We start from the raw sequence: 21,168 nt of genomic DNA, 5'->3' as shown, positions 1-21,168 counted from the left end.
TCATCGCCGCTTACGTCTTCTATACGCCTTCGTTTTCTACTATAATTTCCCCCTTGCCTGCATTCTGCTGCCCAATTGCATTACTCATCGGCGCAATATCCAACCATGACCACTCTCGCAGCGCTTTGCTTGGGTCTGTCAGCATCGCGCTGTCAAACGTGAATTTCCCCTTCGTATTGGTCAGCCGCTCACGCATCATATCCACTACGCTGAGGTTGTCTCCATAGAGCTTGCCATAATTCCTGTTAGCGTCAACCAGAACAGCCCAGCTGGTCCGAAGCCTTCCGTTCGTATACAGATTGAAGGCCCGCTCTTTGCTATAAGCCATGCCCAAATTGTTCCAGTAGACCAGCTGCTCTCCATCCTTGGTAGGAATGCGTCCATAAATTGCCAAATCGGTCTGCGCATTGTCCAGATGAATCTTATCCTTAGCTAATACATCCTGCAGCGCAAAGTCACCCTCATCCACATGGACATAGCCGCGATTCGTCCAAAGCTGCGGCAGCTGGGTACCATGCTTCGAAGACAAGCTTTCCACTGTGAAATCGCCGGCAATAAGCCGCTCATTTCCTGCGCCTGTAGCCGAAAGCTGGAACACCGCGTCGTCTGACCTTGCAGCCAGTGAACCGATTTGGATGAAATTGCCCGTCATGGTAACATCAGCGCTCGAATCGCCACTTGCCTCGGCTAGGATTTTGTTGACACGGGATGCTTCTGTATTGTCTTCCATCCGCAACAATACGGCTTTGCCTTCTGCCAGATTCAGGAAAAGATCTCCATGCGTTAATTCCACATGCGTAATTCCTGCTGCTACAATATCGTTACCAGTAATGGATCCACTGCCGCTGTTCAAGACGGTTACATCTCCAGCCGAAGTCACATCGTGCATCTGGATATCTCCGTTCTGCACCGCCATGTTGACATCGCCTCCGGCCTCAATACTTTGTACCGTTATATTGCCAGTCCCTACATTGAGGTTAACCAGCGTCTCCGATGCAATCTTTCCACCAACAGCGATATTCCCCTGCTGGGTAGACAGATCTACCGAACTAGCATCGACTTGCCCTTCAATGGCAATCTGTCCAGCATCGGTATTCACTTCGACATTTCCCCTTAAGGTCACCGTTTTATCGAAGGATACGCTGCCTTCCTCAAGGACTTTTGCATACAAATCCCGTTTCGCCTGAATGGCATCCGTCACACGCAGGTCACCGTTACGGCCCGTCAGGTAAATATCCTGGCCGGATTCTAACAGCCCGTTCTGCTCGATAATAAAATTCTGTATGCCCGGTGTATATTGGTCTGCCCCGGCACTCATAGCGATATCTCCAGCCTTCGTACTGGTCTTTCCGTAAATCTTGACCTGACCAACATTCACGCCAACATTAATTGACTCCTGCGCAGTAACAGTTTCCACATCAGGCCCGTTGTTGCCAATTGTGACACTGCCCGTTCCTGTTTGGATACCGATGCTGCCTGTTTCAGCCCGCACTTCCTTGCCAATGTCGATATCCCCCTGTTTGGTGGCAAGATTCACATTACCGCTTGCAGCATTTACCGCAGCTCCCACCTGAATCGTTCCCGTATTGATCGTCATGGCAATATCGCCTTTGGCCTGAACATCATGACCAATATAAATATCGCCCTCGTCCGCTTTCACGGTTACCTTACCATCAACATCTACATCCGTATCAAAGTAGACACTGCCTTTTCCCACTATCTCAGTCGCCAGGTCTTTCTTCGATTGGATGCGGTCAGAAACATGCAAGTCACCATTGCCGACATTCAAATGGAGTGCTTTGCCGGCTTCCAATTTACCATTCTGGTCGATAATAAAGGAACTGTTTTCCTCACCGGCAAGGTAATTCTCCCGATGAGCCGTCAGCGAAATGTCGCCATTTTCCGTCGAGGTTTTACCATAGACAACAATCTTCCCGTCTTCAGCCGTGAGGGTAATATTATCCCTGGCCGTTACGGTCTTCACATCCGGTCCGTTATTGCCGATAAGGATATCGCCCTGCCCGGAGGCAATATCGATGCTGCCCGCCTGAGCGGTCACGGTCTTCACAATACCGACATTTCCCGTACCCGTCTGGATTAATACATTGCCTGCCTTGGCGAGAACATCACCATCATCGCCTGTAGTCGTATCGCCGACAACAATATTTCCCTGTTTGCTCAAAATGGCAATATCTTTGCCAGCAGTGATGTCTTTGCCTACCAGAATATCGCCCGTTTCGGCCTTTAAGCGTACCGTTTCCTCGTCCGAGTTGACGATATGTCCCACGGTGATATTTCCTTTATCCGTGGAAATGTCGACGTTATTCGTGACAGACACATCCCGGTCAAAGAAGATATTTCCCTGCTCCGCAATGTGGACGCTAATGCCCTTTTGGGCCTGAAGATCGTCCGTAATATGGATATCGCCATTGCGTCCGTAAAGGCCAATGCCTCCGCCGGAAAGCAGCTGGCCATCATCGCGGATGATGAAATTGCCATGTTCTGCGCCTTCTTCATAGGTCTCCTGTCCAGCTTTCATGCTGATATCCCCGTTCTGGGTGATCGTCTTGCCCAAGATATAGATCACGCCAAGGTTGGTTCCCACCATAACATTTTTTTTCGCCTTAATGGTTTCTTCATCCGGATTCTTATCGGTACCGATGAAAATGTGTCCTTCGTTTGTCTGCACCGATACACTTTCTTCCTTGGAAATGACAGCACCATCAATGAGAATATTGCCCGTGCCGGAAATATTCGCTGCAACATCCTTTTGGGCAACAATGTCACCATACAGTTGCAGATTCCCGTCGCCGCCCACTTGGAAATGAGCCTCATGTCCCGCCTCCAGCAAAGTCTGCCGATTCTCACCGTCTGGGATGACTCCGATGTAAATGCCATTATCTTCCGGATTAGCATTCAAGGCTTTCACTTGAATGTCGATATCGTTTACTGCATTGATGGTTCCGATATAATAAACTGCATCTCCTGCTGTCACGCGGACATCATTTCCTGCCGCCATGCCTTTGCCAAGGCCGTACAAGGAGCCGCCTACACAATCGATCACAATGTCATGCGCTGCATTGGCATCACCCAATATAGCAACGTCCTTCCCCGCTTTGAGTGACAAGGTGCCTTTGGCACCTTGTCCGCCAAGGACCTGGATTTTTTCACTTTCGTCTTCTGGCTTCCATATCAGAAGTCCCAAATCTCCCTCCTTGTGATGATTGGTGAATTCCGCATCTCCCTGGATGCTTGCACCAAGGCCTATCGTAAAGGTATCCTCTTCTTTATTTTTGAAATAGCTGGTGGCGGCCTTGACGCTGCCATTGATACTCTCACTGCCCGGCAAAGCTTCAGCCAGGAAAGTGGAAAAGAGATTATTTTTACTTTCCAAGGACACGTCTTTCCCACTATAAGTTTCTACCACAGGCGTATCAATGACCACACCAGCTGCTTCTCTGATGGCACCACCCGCACGGATGGTCAGGGAGTTGTACTCTCCTTCCAGTGCCAATGTCTCATCATTTATCTCAGGAATTTGTCCCCAAGAAGTAGAAACGTCGCCGTTGATTGCTACGTCCCCCATTGCGGAGGTTAGCTGCACATTATTGGCTGCTGTGAGCTTCTTGTCCGTCTGCAAACTACCGTCGGATTTCAGCACGATATTCCCCTTGACGTCCGCTCCATTGCCTGTTGCCTGAAGTTCCGAGCCGACCTGAAGCACGCCGTTAGCTTTTTGATTTTCTGCGGCAATATCGCCATTAACGACCAGCTGAACAGAAAGTTCCAGTTTATCCGCGTTATCCAATACCGAAACGCTGCCCTGAAGGGGAGCATTCGCATTGGTACCGTGCACCGCAAGCACCTCAAACTGATTGCCTTCGCCTTGCAAGTCTACGCCCTGTGCACTGGTAGTGATAACCGTTTGCGCCAAGATACCTGTATTGGCATTCTGTTTTATACCGGCATTTACCGAAGTCAGTTCCACATCCTTGCCCGCCGTAAGGACCGTATTCGCCGCTTGCGTAAGATTGCCGTTCGCACTGAGGGCAATCTTGCCCGTGGCGGTAAAGTTCTCCGCATTGGTCAAAGTGCCATTCTCGCGCAGATTTTGGACAGAGATATCCCCAGCCACATTCTGATTGATTTTGACCGTCAACCCGTCAGCATTATCCTTGATTTTCACATCGCCGGCAATATTTGCCGTGCTGCCGCTGTCTACGGTAATGGTATTGAACCGATTGTTCTCGTTTTCCAGCAGCAGGGATTTTTCATTGATGGTCTCGACCTTATCAGCGGTGATTGCTCCCTTGGCTGTCTGGGTAATGCTTCCGCTCCCCGCTTTCAAGGACAGCGTTGTCTTCGCATTTTCAAGATCACCTGCCGTTACCATACCATTCAGCGTCAAATCATCAGCAGCAGAAAGCGTCGCAATTCCACCGGTCTTGATGGCACCTGCTACCCTAGGTTTCACAACCGTTCCACCACTGTTCTTTTCTTCCTCCTGGCCCACGGCAATAGAGCCATCGCTTTCTGCGATAAACACATCTTTCGTATCGATGTTTCCAAGAACCAGCGTACCGTTTTGGATCCCCAGAGCCAGGCTTCCCATGCCCCGTATATAGGCGGACTTAGCCGCGATATTTACCGGCGCACGGTCGTTGAGGATGCGGATGGCATTATCTGCCTCACCTACCATGCCGGTAGCTGCATTCGTCTGGAATACCAACATCTTTCCTGCATTGATATAAGAAGCCGCAATATCTTCATTCGCATTGCTCATCGTAAAGCCTTTTTCGCTGTCCAGGGAAAGGGTATCCCCTGCGTACAGAGCGCCCAAGCGGAGGAAATCCTCATTGTTCACGTTTTTGATGAACACATTCTTATCCGCTCTGGCTTCGGTCAAATCCCCGGAAAGGGAAACAGCCAGCGGTTTATCCGCAGTGCCGATGCTCTCCTTACCGCCAGTGAGAATCAGATTTTTGCCAGTAATATTGGCATCATCTGCATTATTGGCGTTATAGATTCCCTTATCGGAATGCAGGCGCACGTCACCGGTTGCACTGTTCTTGGTGGCATCAATAGTTCCCACGTTGATGGCAGAATTCTCCCCGTCTGCGTCCTTGCGGCCAGCCACGGAGATATTGCCCCCTGCCTGAACGTTCAGCGTACCGCTGGCCTTCACGCCCAAAGGCATATTGCCCTTTATCTCAAAGGACAGGAGATTGCCATTTGCATCCCGATGAGCCGTAACATCAACAGCATCCACATTCATGAGCTCTTTCATCTTGGCAATGCTATTATTGCCTGTCAGTTCATCCACCGTAATTGTTGCAGACTGGTCGGTAAAAGTACCCACTGCGCCCTTGGCTGCAGACAGGGTAACATTCCGTCCCAGGACATTGGCCGCCCGGTCTGTCTGGTTGCTGCTGCCACCATCGGGATTTACCAGTTTATCGCTGACAGCATAGAGCATCATGTCTTTCGTCCATTCAAAGGTAGGATTAGCTGCCCTAGTCAGCAAATCCTGATATTTGGCATCCGCCTCCAGATAAGCATTGGCATCGGCATATTGAGAATACTTGTACGATACGGTATTCGTCTGCAAATACTCGTCTGCCGTAGCGTTGCCAAACTGGGAATAATACTGATACGCCTTGTAATCACTGTCACCATTTGCCTCCAAAGCCTCACGTTCACTTACAGAAAGATTGGCGAAACGCTCCTTATTGGCAAGGTATGAATCATAAGCAGCCTTCTGTGCGGAGAACTGCTTATAATTCGCATAGCCGCCAGGATTGTTGGCATCCAATTCCTGACGCTCTTCCGGCGAGAGATTTTCATAGTTTGCATATTTTTCCCTATTGGCAACGTAGTCGTCGTACGAATTCCTGTACGCTTGGTAGTCGGCACTCCACTGTTCCTGGGTCTTGCCCCCGTTCTGAACGTCATAAACAGCTTCGATATTCGCCTTGTAATCGTCACGCGCTTTCTCCAGCCCTTCGATATACGCCCCCTTGTAGGTATAGCTGCCCTGTGCATCCTTTTCGCCATCAATGACTCCCGCATCAATCCAGCGATGCACCATTTCGTCCACGCTGTCCACGGAACCGGATTTATCATCGCTGGGAAGTGCATCAATAAAACCGCCATTGGCCACGGTCAGCGTCACATCTCCTTCTCTCGATTCAATCCTGCCCACGCGCATATTGCCGCCAGCTGCAGTCTCAGTCAGATAGATGCTGCCCTTGGCACTAGCGTTTACCTGGGCACCGTAGCGGTCCGTGGCATAAGCCAAATCCGAAGCCACAAGCTGGATAGCCTGCTCTGCTTTGCCGATACCACCGTTATTGCTGGTCAAATTAATCGCCCGGCCCTCTACCCTGACGGAGTTATCCGGCTGGGTGATATTTCCCGCCGCATTGAGGGTTACATCCCCAAGGGCCGCGTCATTTTTGAAAACGGCATTGCCATTCTGACTCTTCAGCGCCACGATTTCTACATTTCCTGGCAGGGACTGATTATTCAACAGGCCGCCCATAGCGGTAATGTCGATATCCCCCTTACCCGTGGAAATGGCACTGAGCTTGATGTTGTCCGACACATTGCTTCCATCCTTCGCGCCGAGCGAAGTGATATGGATATTTTTGATATCGTCTTTGGCCGTCAGATTCACAATCTCACTCTTCAAGGTAGTGCCGTCGTTTTGGAAAATGCCCCCCGCCTTGGAGCTTACATTCAGCTCTGCTAAATTATGGGAGTTAGCCACATTGCCCGTCAGATTGATGCTGCCGCCATTAACGTTGGTGCTCTTGATATCGATACTGCCCTTCTCAGCCCCAAGCAGACCAATCTCAATCGGTTGGGAAGCATTCAGGGTATAGTTATAAAGCTGGATGGTGGAGGTTCCGACCTTCCACCGGTCATGAATATGTTTGAACCAGCCCAGGAATCCGGAGCGGGTTACCCAATGATCATGGCCAAAAGTTCTTTCCTCCAGTTTCTGGGTTTGACCATCCAGACGAAGCTTGCCGCTTTCCGGAACATTGCTGCTGTCCTGCATGATAACAGCACCTTCAGGCAGTCCTAATTCCTTTGCCGTACTCGTGTCGATTGGGGTAGACGACTGTGCCCAGCTTTTCAGCTCGTTTTCATCCGCTGTCTTCACCAAGCCCCACATGCCTTTGCGTACATAGTGTTCATAGGTTCTGGTGGTCTCAACGCTCTTACCATTAATCCACGTATAGGTCTGATTGTCTTTTACCGCGTAAGTCAAATTATTACCAATGGACAGGCCGTTATTGGAGTTCACCGCGGCACCGGCATAGATATCACTATCGCCCGCGTGATTCTTCAAATAATCGGCATAGTTCGCAATGGTACGGGTCTGCCCTTTCTTATACTCGGTCCAGGTATCCTTGGCCGTATCGGCAATGGTGATAACACCTTCCCGCTGATTATTGAGGACATTGCCCACGTTCATATCCAGACTGGTCTCATTAATTACAGAGATTTCCGCAGCACCATCCGCTGCCATTATGCGGCCATCGCCAGTGCTGGCAATCTTGCCCGTCAGATAGACCTTGCCCCCCTGGGTGTCGATGTCCTCCACCACCAGCTTGTTGGTGGAAGGATCCCAATAAACCTGCGGCACATAGTCAAAGACTTTGTCCGTGTCATTCCATTTAGCACCGCCATCATTCACCTTATACATCGTACGGTTTTGGATAACAGCTGCCCGGGTGGCTGGACGCTGTTTCGCCACAGTCAGCTGAGTCTCCGTCACCGTGGCTTCGTATTTCTTGTAGCCGCTCTGAATGAGGCCGTTCACATTGACATTGGCAGCGGATACATAGATATCACGACCGGCAATATAGCCCGTGGCCGCATTAGAGCTTTCCGAACGCTGATAGCTTTCGGTCTTATCCTTTGCATCATTGTTCACGGTACTCATGCCAAGAGTATTTTTCATTTCGGCAGCTTTCTCCGCCAAATACTTCTCGGGGTCGCCGTTGATATTGACAATCCCCTCCTTGTAATCCTGAGCAATGGTACCGTTGGCAGCCGTAAGCGTAACCGTATTTCCCTTTACCCCGGCAGGCCGGTCCTTGGTGCCACCGCTGATGCGGATATCCCCACTGAGATTGTTGATGGTCACATTGCCATAGAAATTGCTGATTTTGCCATTTACCTCCACATCGGTGAGGGCCGTATATTTCATCTTGCCATCCCGTATGGCCTGTTTGGCTTCAGCCTTCTCATCAGCCGTCATATCGCTGCTTTCGATTTCCTGCTCCAGCTGCGGCGTCAGAACGAGGGTACTGGTCTTATCCCCGCTAAAGGTTTTGGTATTTTGCACCGAAAGACCAGCTGCCCGGTTGTCCGTAACACCGTAGATTTCACTAAACTCAGCCCACTTGGTACCATCCTCGTTGCGGTTCATTTCGTTGATTTTCTTGTTGCCATCAGCCACACTCGGCGGAATGACAGTTCCCTGCAGATGAGCCCCAAAGCCGTTGTAGACAATGCTGCCGCCCTGCTCGCCCATAAGGATGTTGTTGAGCTTCAGATAAGCATCGGATTTATTTTCGATGGTGATGGAAGGTGCCGAATTGGCATGGAGTTTTCCGGTGCCAATAAAGTCGTTGGCCGTCACATTGATATTGCCGCCACTGGTGGCAATATCCGGAATCTCCACATAGTAAACCGAACGTCCGGAATTGAGATATTGTACAATATTGCCGTTATCGTCCTTCTCCACCAGCCCTAGGCGCTCCATCTCGCTCTGGATTCTGCCGCGCTCAGCGATATAAGCCGCCATTTTGCTACTATCGCCGTTATAGGCAGCAATCAATTTTTCCAGTTCTCTTAGACGGTCGCCTAAGGTGTTGGCATAGTCAAAAGTCCCCTGGGTGATGCCCTGCAATACCCGTTGATTGGGGACATTATCATCCGCCGTATATTCCAATCCGCCAGCCACGGAACCATGGATTGTTATATTGATAGGAGCAGAAGTGCCTGCGATAAGGGCTCCGGTCACATTGACCGTACTCTTTCGCATCTCTGCATCGCTCTCAGTTCCCGTAGCCGCATCAGAGGTCAGGAATTTCTTATCGGTGCTGGAGCCGCCTTTGGCCCAGTTCCAAAGGCTTTCGTCCTTGACAATTTCTTCCTTGCCACCACTGGCAATAACATTGATGTCCCGAGTGGAATGCACATCGCCACTGACATTTACCGTGCCCTTGTCAGCGGTGAGGTCATACGTCACCCTGGGTACCGTGACGGGAATAACGGAATAGTTATAAGCACCGGATTTGAGGTCCACGTTCAAATTAGACAGGACACCGGCTTTATTGGCTCCGGCATAAAGGCCCACATTCGAACCGCTCTCAATCGTCCCCGCTACCGTAACATCACTCCTGCGGTTCATGTCGATGTTGTTCTTCGCCACTATCGGGCTGACCACTCCGGCATAGACCGTGCCATCCACATGGGATTTCAGCGTTTGATTGTCATAGGCAGCCAGAACAATATCCTCGGTAGAGGCTGATTTTTCATTGCTTAAAACCGCCCCCGTATCCACATTCACTTTATTATTGACATCAATATCCAGCTCGCTAACGGCGTCGGTAACCACAATGGCACCGCCCCCCTTAGCCTGCACCAGATTCGTCAGATTGTTCTGGGAGGAAGCAACGTACTCCTGCAGATTGTTGGTCGTAATCTTTGCATTTTTGCCGATATTGATGACGCCCGTTTCCGTAAGATCCAGCAGGCTGCGCAGACGGTTGCCGGAAATGACACCGCCGAAATGGTCTTTCAAGGTATAGGTCTGCACATCTTTGTTGCCCTTGGAGTCGGTATCGTCATAAGCTCCAGTGGTGACTGTATTATCGGTCCCCACATGGATGCGGTCGCTGGTAATTTCCGTATTGTCAGCTATCACATCCTTGGTGGTGGTGGTGATGGTATTATCCACGCTGGTACCGCCTACACCAGCCACGCCGCCATGACCTTCCGAAGCCGTCAGGCGCACCTCGTCAGCCTGAGCCGCCATAAGGTAGACATCGCCCGCTGCCTCCCACTTGCCGCCCAAGGTACTGGTAAGGTTATTCGTCGATTTGTTGTCCACATGAGCGCCCACGTAGCCTACGAGGCCGCCACCGCCCGCATCGGCAAACGCCTTGCCCTTATTCTCGCCATAGGTAAGGACCTGCAGGCTGTTTAGCTTCGTGACTTCTTCTTTCCCCATAAGAGTGCTTTCCATCGTCTCCTTGCCACTGATGTCCGCACTGGTGTTGCCAACAGCTACTACACCTGCCGTTACCCCATAGATATAGGCCTTGCGATCCACATAGGATTCATTGTCCAGAATGAGGTCGGTATCTTCCGCAAAGCTGCTGTTTTTCACATTGACTTTGGAAGTGGCCTCGGTATTCAGAATTACCGCATCCGGAGCCACGGCCACCGCCGAGATATTATGTCCCTTGACATTACCTTCCAAGGTGCGGCCATTAGCAGTTCCGAGCTGGGAGACAAACTCCACCGTTCCAGCATTAAAGATGCCGCCAGCCACATCCACCTCGGCGCCCATAGTCATGACGCCTTTGCCCCGCATCCGGCTCACGCCGAGAACGGATACAGCCGTATTCCCTGCGCTGAGCTTAGCCGTAGTGTCATTGGCTGCACCCAAATGGAAAGATTTCGCCGTGAAGCTGCCATCGGTGCCCGTGATTTTGGCCGCAGCAGTCCCCTCATCTTCAATGGTGGCATGATTGACCGCCACATTGACGCCGCCCACGCCGACACCCTGGGTATGGGCATTCAACATATTGGCTTTCTTAGCGTCAATAGTGATGTCCTTAGCCGCGGAAATATTATTCGTCCCACCAAAAGCTGCCCCCACATTGCTCTTATTTTCCACGCTGGCAAAGGTGGTGGTGACATTCAACGCAGCGACTCCTACGCTGAGAATTTCCGCTTTATGCTTGCTCTCGTCCTTAGCATTGACGGTAATCCCTTTGTCATTTTTTTCGCTGCCCGTGGCTTTAATGGTACTGTTCGCGATATTGACATCCGCCGCGCCCTTGTTGACGATGCCCGCGTAGCCAACGCCCACGCCACCCAGGGCGCCCACGGTAACTGCCGTCACTTTGACCTCTGAACCGTTGCCCGCCTGGGTCTGCAAAGCGTTGACCGCCACATTCCTGCCTTCGATAGCGGCACTGGAAATGGACACATCGGTGTCGTAGTTTGTATGGATGATGGCATCTGTGACGTTCACAGACGCCGTACCAGCCGCAGTAACGCCGATATTTCTCGCGAAAATGTCGCTGGTGTCCTTAGCCGTCACATTGACATTATTGCCCGCCAGCAGAGAAGCATTCTGGCTGATTTCCGTGTGTACGCCCTGCCTCTTGGTATACACGGCATCGTCCTTCGGCTCTTCAAGTTTGGGCGTAGAAAGGTCTACTTTCACATTTCTGGCCGCTTCAAGATCGTTCCTGCCCTCTGCATTCATGCCATAGAATTTTGCCTGGCTGTCGCCAAGGACGCCTTTGGCATTGTTCACGCTATTTAGATGGGTAAGAATCTCATTTTGCGTCGTCGCATTGACTCCTGTTTTGCCGTTTTCATCGGCAGCATTGCTGAGCTGGGCATCCGTGATACCCTTGTTGATGGAAGTGACGGCCACATTTACCCCAACACCAAGGCCGCCTGCAGAAGCTCCTGTCACGCTGCTGTCAAAGTCGCGCACTTCTTCCGCTTTCACGTCGATATCCTTCGCCGCCTTAACGGAGCCGCCAGCCACATGGGCACTGACGCTGCTGTTGATATTGTTAAGTGCGACGGCCACGCCGACACCGCCAACACCGCCGGCCCCCACGCCGCCCGTGGCATGAGCCGTCAGCTTATCCGTGGCATTTACATTGACGTTTGCAGCTTCAAGCTCACTCTTGTTCACCACAGCTGCGGTCTCGCCAGTGGTATTGTAGATACCCACATTGGCAGCCAGCCCCGCGCCAATGCCAGCACCTAAGCTGGCCGTGACCAGCGTGTTCTTCCAGTTGTTTTCGTTCTTCGCCAAGACAGCGATATCCCTGCCGTCTTCGCTGCTCTTTGCTTTCAGACTGCTATTGCTTACCTCTGCCTTTACGGTTGAGGTGTCGTCGATAACGGACACACCTGCCCCTGCCGCCACGGCGGCCATGCCAGCAGCAACACTTGCCGCGATATTCTGCGTATGGCTGTTGCCGAGATGCTCGGCCTTGACTTCCGCCTTGCCGTCAAAGACAGCATTCACCTTGTCCAGTTTGGCACCAACCGTGCTCGTATTCGTATGGCGCATGATGCTGTCGCCGGAAGCAACTCCCACTTTGCCGCCGCCAGCAGCCGCCGCAAAGGACAGGGCCGAAGAACCGTGCTTGGCCGTTGCATCCACGGTCAGATTCTTGGCATACACATTCTTCTTTGCGTTAATAGAAGTCGACGAAATCTCTGACTCTGTCGTGCGGTCATAAGTCTCCCAGTTGGCAGACACACCAAGGGAGACACCTAACGCCGCTCCAGCACCAATAGCCGGCGTACCCGTAAAGGAGCCGAAATTCGTATAATCTACGGCATTTACGTTGACATGCGAATGCTGGTCCGCGGAATTGAGATCCGCATCCTGAATTTTGGCCGTAGTTTCCCCTTTGATGGTATTGATGTTCACCGTACCGGCGAGATTCAGGCCGATGGTGCTGGATGCCGCCACGCCACCGGAAGCCAGCTGGGAAATAATCGTATGGGTGGCAGAGCTGTCCACCACAATACCAGTCTTGCTTTCCGATTGGCGGTTTGCACTGAGACGCTGCCGGTCCGTGGTAAGGTCCAGACTATCCACATTAAAGAGATTGGCATCCTGCGGACGGGTGACTTCAATAGCCCCCATGTCAGCAGCCACCAGGGAGCCGCCGCTTACCAAGGCGTTGGTATTGCCGGAAATCTTGTTGGTGGAAACTGACGTTCCCAGCGCTGCCCTGGTGTTGATGCCGATGTTAAAGCCACCAGCGAAATTATAGAGACGGTCGTCACCTTGAGCCACTACGCCCACGCTGCTATTCGAAATGACATTTTGATTCTTGATGATGGCATCCACATCATTGCCGATATAGTTGTAGCTGCCGGAGCCTGCGGCGGTAACGAACTCGCCTACGGACACAGTTCCCCCTACTCCCACGGAATGGATATCGCCATCGCCGATGGCACGCACCTTGGTCAGGCCCGCGTTGACCTTCGTAGTCTTCCCGTCATCCGTCGCCATTTCTGCCTTGGTGTCCAGATCCATGCGGTTGATGGCCAAGCCCACCGTTCCCGTGACCTTGCCGGATACCGAAACATTGCCCACAGCACCCACGGTGTTTATTTTGCTCTTGGTATCCGCCACCACCTCAATGGCTGGATGCGCATCCGCGTTATCCTTATTGATATTGGTGTTGTTCAGGGAAGCCCGGCTGTCTTTATAGATATCAGATACCGCAGCTGCTCCCTGCAGGTTAAACAAATTGCTCCCCCATTCCACGCCGAGACCAGCACCCACCGTGGTAATACGGGATTTATTCGTCTCCGTCCCTTCCGTCTGGCTGTCCTTGGTGGAAACTTCGATCGTGCCGTCCGCGGTGGTGGTGATATCGGCATGGTTGATTTCGGCCCGCAGCTTTTCCTTTTTGTCCGCAGAGCCGGAAGAACCAATGGCTGTATAGGCCACGGCCCCGCCGATGCCCACTTTTTTGCCGCCGACGGATATGCCCCCCGCCACAGTAGTCTTTTTCGTCAGTTCCTCTGCGGTAACCGAAAGTGACTTAATGTCATCCAGCGTCGTGTTGGTGACCGTGCCTCCCTCCTTCTTGCCATCGATAATGCTCTCTGTATTGCTGACGCCCCGGTTGATAGCCACAGTTCCAACAGCCCCCACAACGGATTGGCTGATATTCACGTCCACACCGCCGGCTACGGCCAGTGTCTTGCCCTTGTTTACCGTCGACAGTTTAACGGAATTTTCACCACCCAGCAGGCTGTTGAGATTTTCCGTGTCAATGTCATTGCCCGTCAGATACGTCCCGGTAGTATTGTTTAAGGAGTTATAGGCCAGCGACAATCCCATAGCCATGCCCTTGCCGCCTGCCACTTCACCCGCAATATTGATGATGGAAGCGTCGTTGACCGCCGCTTCACTGATTTTATTCCCACGGATTGTGTTATCGGCAAAAGTAACTTTGGTATCGTTTTTGAGGTCATTCCAACTGCCGGAACCAGCACCGTTAAAGGCCTTACCGCCAACGGCAACGCCCGCGCCCACGGAAACAATCAGAGAGTCGCTGGACGCCTCGCCGCTTACGGAATCTGCCGTGATGATAGAGTTTCTGATGTCCGCCGCAATATCGTTCTTCACATAGTTGTAAGCAATGCCCGCACTGCCTGCTACCGAACCCTCACCTGTAACTAAGCCGCCAGCCATAGCGGCGGTGATGGTAAGGCTATGGTTCTGCCCCAACAAGCCTTTGGCATCGTTCTCCTCACCTGCAGCATCTTTTACAATCTTGCCCTCGTCGGTATCCTTCACGTCATCGTCCAGGGTCGATGTTTCATCGCCATCTAAAAGATAGACTTTCCCCGTGGTGTCTACGCCGGAGTCTTCAAGGAGTTTCTTATTCTCAGCCCCTTTCTTGGCGTTGTTTTCGCTTTCTTTTGTCCCCTTCTCCAAAGATTCCTTCAACCGTGTTTTTGCATTCTCTGTAAGTTTTTCTTTGCCATCGACTTCCGTTTTCTTGTCATTTAGCTCCGTGTTTTCATTGTTGAGGGTATCCTGGCTCTTGACAACGGGCACTTCTCCTGCCCTGACATTGACTGCGCCAGTCAGGATGCCGCCTACCTCGGCATCCGAAATATAGGCATTGGTCTCGTTCTTTACGCTGCCATAAGCAAAAGCGCCATTGAAGCCATAGCCGCTTTTCCCGCCAGCTGCAGCGCCATTAATCTGGGTGGTCCCCTTCTGGGCATTCACATCGATTGTAGCAAAATTCTCATAGCTGCCGCCGATGATACCACTGGACAAGTTGTTTTCCAGCTGACTGATGGCCACAGCACCGCCCACACCCACATTGGTATTCGAGCCACTCGTTAAATTCGCGGCTAAGCCCCCAGCAATCTGAAAATCCGTGCTGGTGGCCTCATTGGTGAGCATGCCAAGGCCTAAAACATTGCCTAGGAAATCCGAGGTTACCGTATTATTGATTAAAAGGGCATGGACGTCCTGCTTGGCTTTATTGTAATACACCACGCCCGCACCGCTGATATTCGTGCCATTGCCCTTAGCGGAACTTACGCCCATGCCAGCGGCCACTTCAAGGCCAATCTTGGCAGCCGAGTTGGAAAGGTATCCCACCTTCTCAAGGGTAGAATTGCGCACCAAAGAATCCACATCGCGGTTCTCGCTGTTCATGGCGAAGGTGCCGCCAATGCCTACCTTGGTGGCAGAACTGCCCGCTTTCAAGGAATGCTTATTATTCGTGCCACCCAATGTGATGGAACCAAGCAAATCGGTGGCAGAAACAGCAGCGGAAACAGAATCCACCAAATCAGAATCAGCTGCTCCGCTTTTCACTGTCACATTATCCAGTACAGCATCCGTCCGGCCGCCCAGGAAGGTCAGCGCTACGCTGCCTTCCATGCCGATGGAGGCACCTGCGCTTCCCTCCGAACCGGCCGCAGGAGCTGCATTATCCGTAGGCGCCGTCGGGGTTTCGTCCGGGTTGGCAGCAGAACCTGCTTCCTGTCCTGCTCCAGACGCATTAGGCGCCGCGCTCTCATTCTGAGAAGTCACCTTATCCTGTTCCAGATTTTCCGTGTTATTTCTGGCCTCGTTTGCTCCCTGCGTGCCTTGACTGGACCACTGGGTCCATCGCTGGGAATCCGTTCTTTCGTTGGCATTTTCTGATTTATCCTCTTTGGTGGAGGAAACGGCCTTTGCCTTGGCGTCGTTCTTGATCATGCCTGTGGTCAAGGCGGAAACAGACAAATCCCCCGTGATGATGCTGCCCTTCGCATTGCCGGTGGTTTTAACGCCCAATTTCCCGGCCAAGGTGCTGCCAGCAATCTCTCGTGCCAAAGCCCCGTCCTTATAAATCTTTTGCGCGGCCTTTTCCACATCAGTGGTATTCCCAGTGGGCGCAGTTATCCCACTGCCATTATCGCCCACCATGGCGATGCTGTTCACGTCATAGTTAATAATCCCCACGCCGATGCCGAAGGCCTTGGAGCTTTCGCTGCCTTCCGACTCACTGCGGGCGGAATTGTCCACATTGGTAGAATTTTCGGCTTCCAGTGAGACCGAGGGCCCCTGGATGACCGCTTCATCGTCCAAGGACACAATATTATTGCTGTCGCCATAAGAAAGGGCCACCATACCGGAAACACCAAAGGAATCCCCCTTGCCCGCATTCTGGACGTTATTCTTCAGATCCATGGTATTGGCAGCTTTTGCTTTTACGGACTCCGTCCCCGTGACCTCTACGCCTTTCCCTGCCATAACCAGGCTGTTGCCACTGATGTTCTGAAGACCTACGGTGGCGCCGATGCCCACTTTGTTGTTTTCATCTTTGGTGCCGTATTTTCCCGCTGCATTGGTAGCAGCATTGGCGGACAACTTAATGGCAGAGCCATCTACCTTGCTCTTTTGCCCCAATAGGACAACAGCGTTGTCCTTCAAGGTATTGATGCCCACGGAGCCGCCCAAGGCAAAAGTCGTGGGCGTTTCTTTCCCCGACGCATTCTCGGCACTCACCGCATAGGTCAAGGTGCTGTTTTTATCTACTTCTTCCGTTTCGTTCAATTCGTTGCCGTTTTCATCTTTTTTCTTTTGGTCGGCCTTGTAGGCCCCCATACCTGCAGCAGCAATCAAGGACGTTTCGCCATCTCCCTTGATTTGGGCAGACTTCTCCCCTTCGTTATCCAGCAGGATTTTGGCGTTGTTCTTCACATTGCTGACCAGCACCGCAGCACCAATTTCCACTTTAGCGTTGCCCATGGTATTTTTTACCGAGAACTGCAGGCTGTCTTCTGCCTCTTTGGAAGCCGTCATAAGGGTGTTGGCCACCACATTGACAGCGCCGTCCAGCGTCTCCGAATTTTCCACCTTCGAAGCGTTAATGACAGCATTCTTCCCCAGACTGACATTGGCATCGTTTTGATTGGAAACAACACCAACTGCGGCACCGAGCCCAAAGGCAGTCGTTTTCTTCGCATTATTGCCGCCTTCATTCGTGCCCTCCACCTTGTCCTTGACATTCTGGACGCCGGTCTGGGCATCCTGGGATTTCGTGTTGTTCTGCGTAGTATTATTGGTGGTATCTACCGAAGAATCTTTAAGGACCTTGGTGGGGTCAAGGGATTTTTTCTCGCTGTTCTTCTCGCCCTCGGTTTTCCCTGAAGCTGGTTTATTTTTCTCTGTCGTAGCGTCATTATCGTCCTGCGTCTTCTGCTCAGGCGTTGACTCCGAGGTATCCTTGCCCTGACTGCCGCCCGAACTTTCCTGTGCCGTATTGTCCACCGTCATTTTGAGTCCGGTAATGTTATTCTCCGCCTTGATATCCACGGCCCCCGCCGTAATCGAGCGCTCCATGACCACATCAGCACTGGTATCATAATTGGCCACACCCACATTGGAAACCACATAGCTCTTGGTTCCCACGGCATTTACATTGACATCGATATCACTGTTTGTAACCGACTCAATAGACACTTTGCCCTGCGTTGCCGTCAGAGCCGCCGCGTTTGCCGGAGCATTCACGGTTACTTTCGCAGTAGTATCACCGCTCAGAACTGCTACCCCCACTGCGGCAGAGGTCTTCTCGCCGCCACTGGCGGCAGCAGAAAGCTTCGCTTTCGTGTCCGCGTTGGCCGCAATCTTGATCCCGCTGCCCTCTGCATCGGCTCCCGCAGCCGTCAGTTTTCCATCAATGACCACATCTGCATTGTTGTAGACGCGGGAAATCGCTACTGCCGCCACCGGCATCACCGAATCGTTCGTTTTGGTGTTGCCATTGCTGTCCTTCTTGCCATCGCCCCCAGGCACAGCCAGAGACTGCTTAATCTCTACCGTGGAATTAGCAGCAATGTCAATACGCTTGCCCGAAATCTCACTTTTTTCCCCGATTTTAACGGCGGACTTATTCTTCTTATTGGAATAATTGGCAAAGAGATACTTATTTGCCTCGGCTTCTTTTCCTGCCAGTTTGTTGATGAGCCCATCGACAATGGTTTCTTCGCTCCCTAGAATGACATCCTTCAACGTGTTCGTAAGTGTCATCGGTGTACTGTCTTCATAAGTGCTTTTACTCTCTGCCGTAAGTTTTACTGCCCCATCACTGCTGGTTATGCTGACTCCCTTTTCCGCCGAATCCTTCCCTATGTTGACAGCTGCCGAAAGATCCGTAGAGCGGTCACGCCAACGAATGGGATTTGGCGTCTGCGCATTGTTTTCCGTCTTAGTATCTTTGACATCGGATATCTGCCTGGCGGTCAGAATGATATCGCCGCCGCTGCCCTCAACAGCCGAAAGACTGCCCAAGCCTGCACTTGCGCCACTTTGTATATTTACCAAATCGGCAAAATTCAGTCCCTTAGTGCTCTGAATCTTACTGCCATCCTGGATATTGATGATGCCCGCCCCCAGCATGACGCCACTATGGGTGTTGATTTGCCCGCTGATATCGATAGTTTTGTCATTGGCATAGGAGCTGAGTCCATTAATAGCATCCAGCGTGATACTCGTAGAATCTGTTGCATTATATAACTTGTCAAAATCCGTTTGGGTCGGCACAATGCCCGTAAACTGCCCAGCATTAATAACACCAGATGCTCCCACAACAATTCCGTTTGGACTCAGGAACATAAGGTGCCCGTCAATACTATTCGTCGTATTGCTATTCCGCACCGCATTGACAATACCATTGATGGTTATTTTGTCATGAACGAGATTGGCAAGGGTAGAGGTATTGCCAAACAAGAGATTGGCAATCTGCCCATCAGCCAAGCCAAATTCCTTAAACCGGTTATAAGCAAAATCGCCATTCGTCCCCTGCGGACTAATCGTATAGACATTTCCATTGACCGTTATTTTCGTGCTGTCAGCACTGTCTTTGGGAACAATTGCGGCTTCACTGATACCATAGGGATAGGCCAGGAATCCCGTTGCCATAGTCAGGGAAAGCAGCATTTGCTGGCGTTCCTGCTGCCGAATCCTGGCCCGGGACTTTCTGCGCCCCCTCCTTGGAGTCCACTCCATAAAAGGAACCGGGTTGAGCTTCCAATCCTTTTCCTCTTTTTTGATTTTATATCCGTATGCCATAATAAGCCCCCACTTTCCAGCTGTCTATCCTTTTTCGCTTACATCATCCAGACAGCCCGGGCTTCATAAACGGCTCAGAACATAGCCGACAAGCTGAAATCAACTCTGGTGCTGCCCAAATGATTTTCATAAAAGTCCTTTTTTAAGGGGAAACCCATGGTCAAGGTACTGTATATATTTTTATACTTCGCTGCCACACCCCAGCCTGTACTCATCAACGTACGATGCGCTGGTGCTGTATCCCCCGCTACTTTTCCCCAATCAAAGAAGGGGAACACCGAAAAATGTTTATCCTTATCCACGGGGATGTGGTACTCAATTCCTGCCGAAAAGCCTTTCTCAGCACCGATAAAGCCCTCTTCATACCCGCGGACACTGTTGACGCCACCAATAAAGAACCGATCCGATGAGGCCAGATAGTCGCTGGAGGTCAGCTGTCCGTCCAGCCGCCCCTGCCAGAACTGTCCCCGCTTGTACCGTTTCTGCCAGAAAGAACTTAGCCGATAAAGATTGGCATTATCCGAGATGCCCTCCTTATCCTTCCTCCTTGCCTGAACAATGGAGTGTTTATGATAAACCACCGAGCTATTCCCATAATGCGTGAAGGACACATAGGGCGCGATCCGCTGTATCTTATCATTCACCCAGGAAACCTTCCCATGTCCCAGGTCTGTTTCTGCCTTTTGATAAACATACTGCAAACCTGTTTCATGACGGGAATGCTCGGTCATGTGGAAGGGCACCCGCCAGGTCAGCGAAACGGAATTGGATTTTCCCTCAACCCCCAAGGGTTTCAGTTCCCCGTTCGTCACTTCCGTACGGTTGCCCGCATATTGAAAATCCAATCGCATGCCTGTAGGCAAAACCGGTACGCTGTAGCCCAAAGCCCAGGCCTTGGTTCCCTGGCTGCGGATGAAATTCCCCCGCAAGGCATCACGATATTTGGACAAGCTCCTCATATTGTAGAAAAGCCCTTCGCGCCAGCGTCCATTGTTTTTATATCCGTCATTATCCAGATAGAGCGTTACCGACTGATTCTTGGGCTCCAAAACTATGATTTCGTAGTCGGTAGTATTCTCTTGGGTACCAGGCCTTAAAATTACCCGGAGCTGCAAGTCATTGGTACCGTGGAACCAGCGCAGGTCACGGTTCAACTTATCCGTATTGGCAATTTCTCCTGGCTTTAGTTTCAACCGGTCCATGATGTATTTTTCTTTGGTATAACGATTCCCCTTGATGGTTACCTCTCCTGTCTTTCCTTCGATAAGGCGGATCTCCACCACTCCTTCATGTATCCGCTGGGGCGGCAATACCGCCCCGCAGGTCAGGTAGCCCTTATCCTTATACAGATTGGTAATCTTGCTTGCCATCTCCTGCAAATCCTTCAGGGTAATCTTTTGTCCGATGTAGGTATCCACCACCGCATGCAGCTCTTCCGGCGTCAAAAGTTCCGAAGGATTCCAATTCACCTGCTTCAATTCAAAGCGAATTTCCGTGCCGCTGTCAGCGGCAGGCTGATTCTCGGCTGTCTCCACCCTTTTTTTCTTAGCCGCTTCATCCTCCGCAATTTGTTCCTTCACCTGTTCCCGTTCCATATCCCGGCGGTCCCGTTCGATCTGTGCCCCGGCATCCATGCCTCGGTTCAGGTCTGGCGCCGCCAATGCCTGGCCTTCTGCCAACAGTCCCAAAGCAATCATCCAACAAAGCGAATTTATTTTTTTCATTACAATCACCTATATAGTAAAACATTATTTATATTTTCAAACTATTCTCTATAT

The 21,168-nt window shown here is 51.5% G+C and carries 2 protein-coding genes; both read right to left on the bottom strand.

Annotated features, from left to right (window positions below):
* Nucleotides 1-19: 19 nt before the first annotated feature.
* Complete coding sequence (locus tag FZ040_RS00665; protein ID WP_149170225.1) at nucleotides 20-19,390, bottom strand: leukotoxin LktA family filamentous adhesin; 19,371 nt, start codon at nucleotides 19,388-19,390, stop codon at nucleotides 20-22.
* A gap of 74 nt (nucleotides 19,391-19,464) precedes the next feature.
* Nucleotides 19,465-21,114: a ShlB/FhaC/HecB family hemolysin secretion/activation protein gene (locus FZ040_RS00660; RefSeq protein ID WP_149170224.1), complete on the bottom strand. Its 1,650-nt coding sequence runs from the start codon at nucleotides 21,112-21,114 to the stop codon at nucleotides 19,465-19,467.
* Nucleotides 21,115-21,168: the final 54 nt, after the last annotated feature.

Origin of the sequence: Pseudoselenomonas ruminis (assembly GCF_008271295.1) — a bacterium.
GTDB classification, from domain to species: domain Bacteria; phylum Bacillota; class Negativicutes; order Selenomonadales; family Selenomonadaceae; genus Selenomonas_A; species Selenomonas_A ruminis.
Note: the sequence above shows the minus strand (reverse complement) of the source record. Positions and strands in the feature narration are given on the sequence as shown.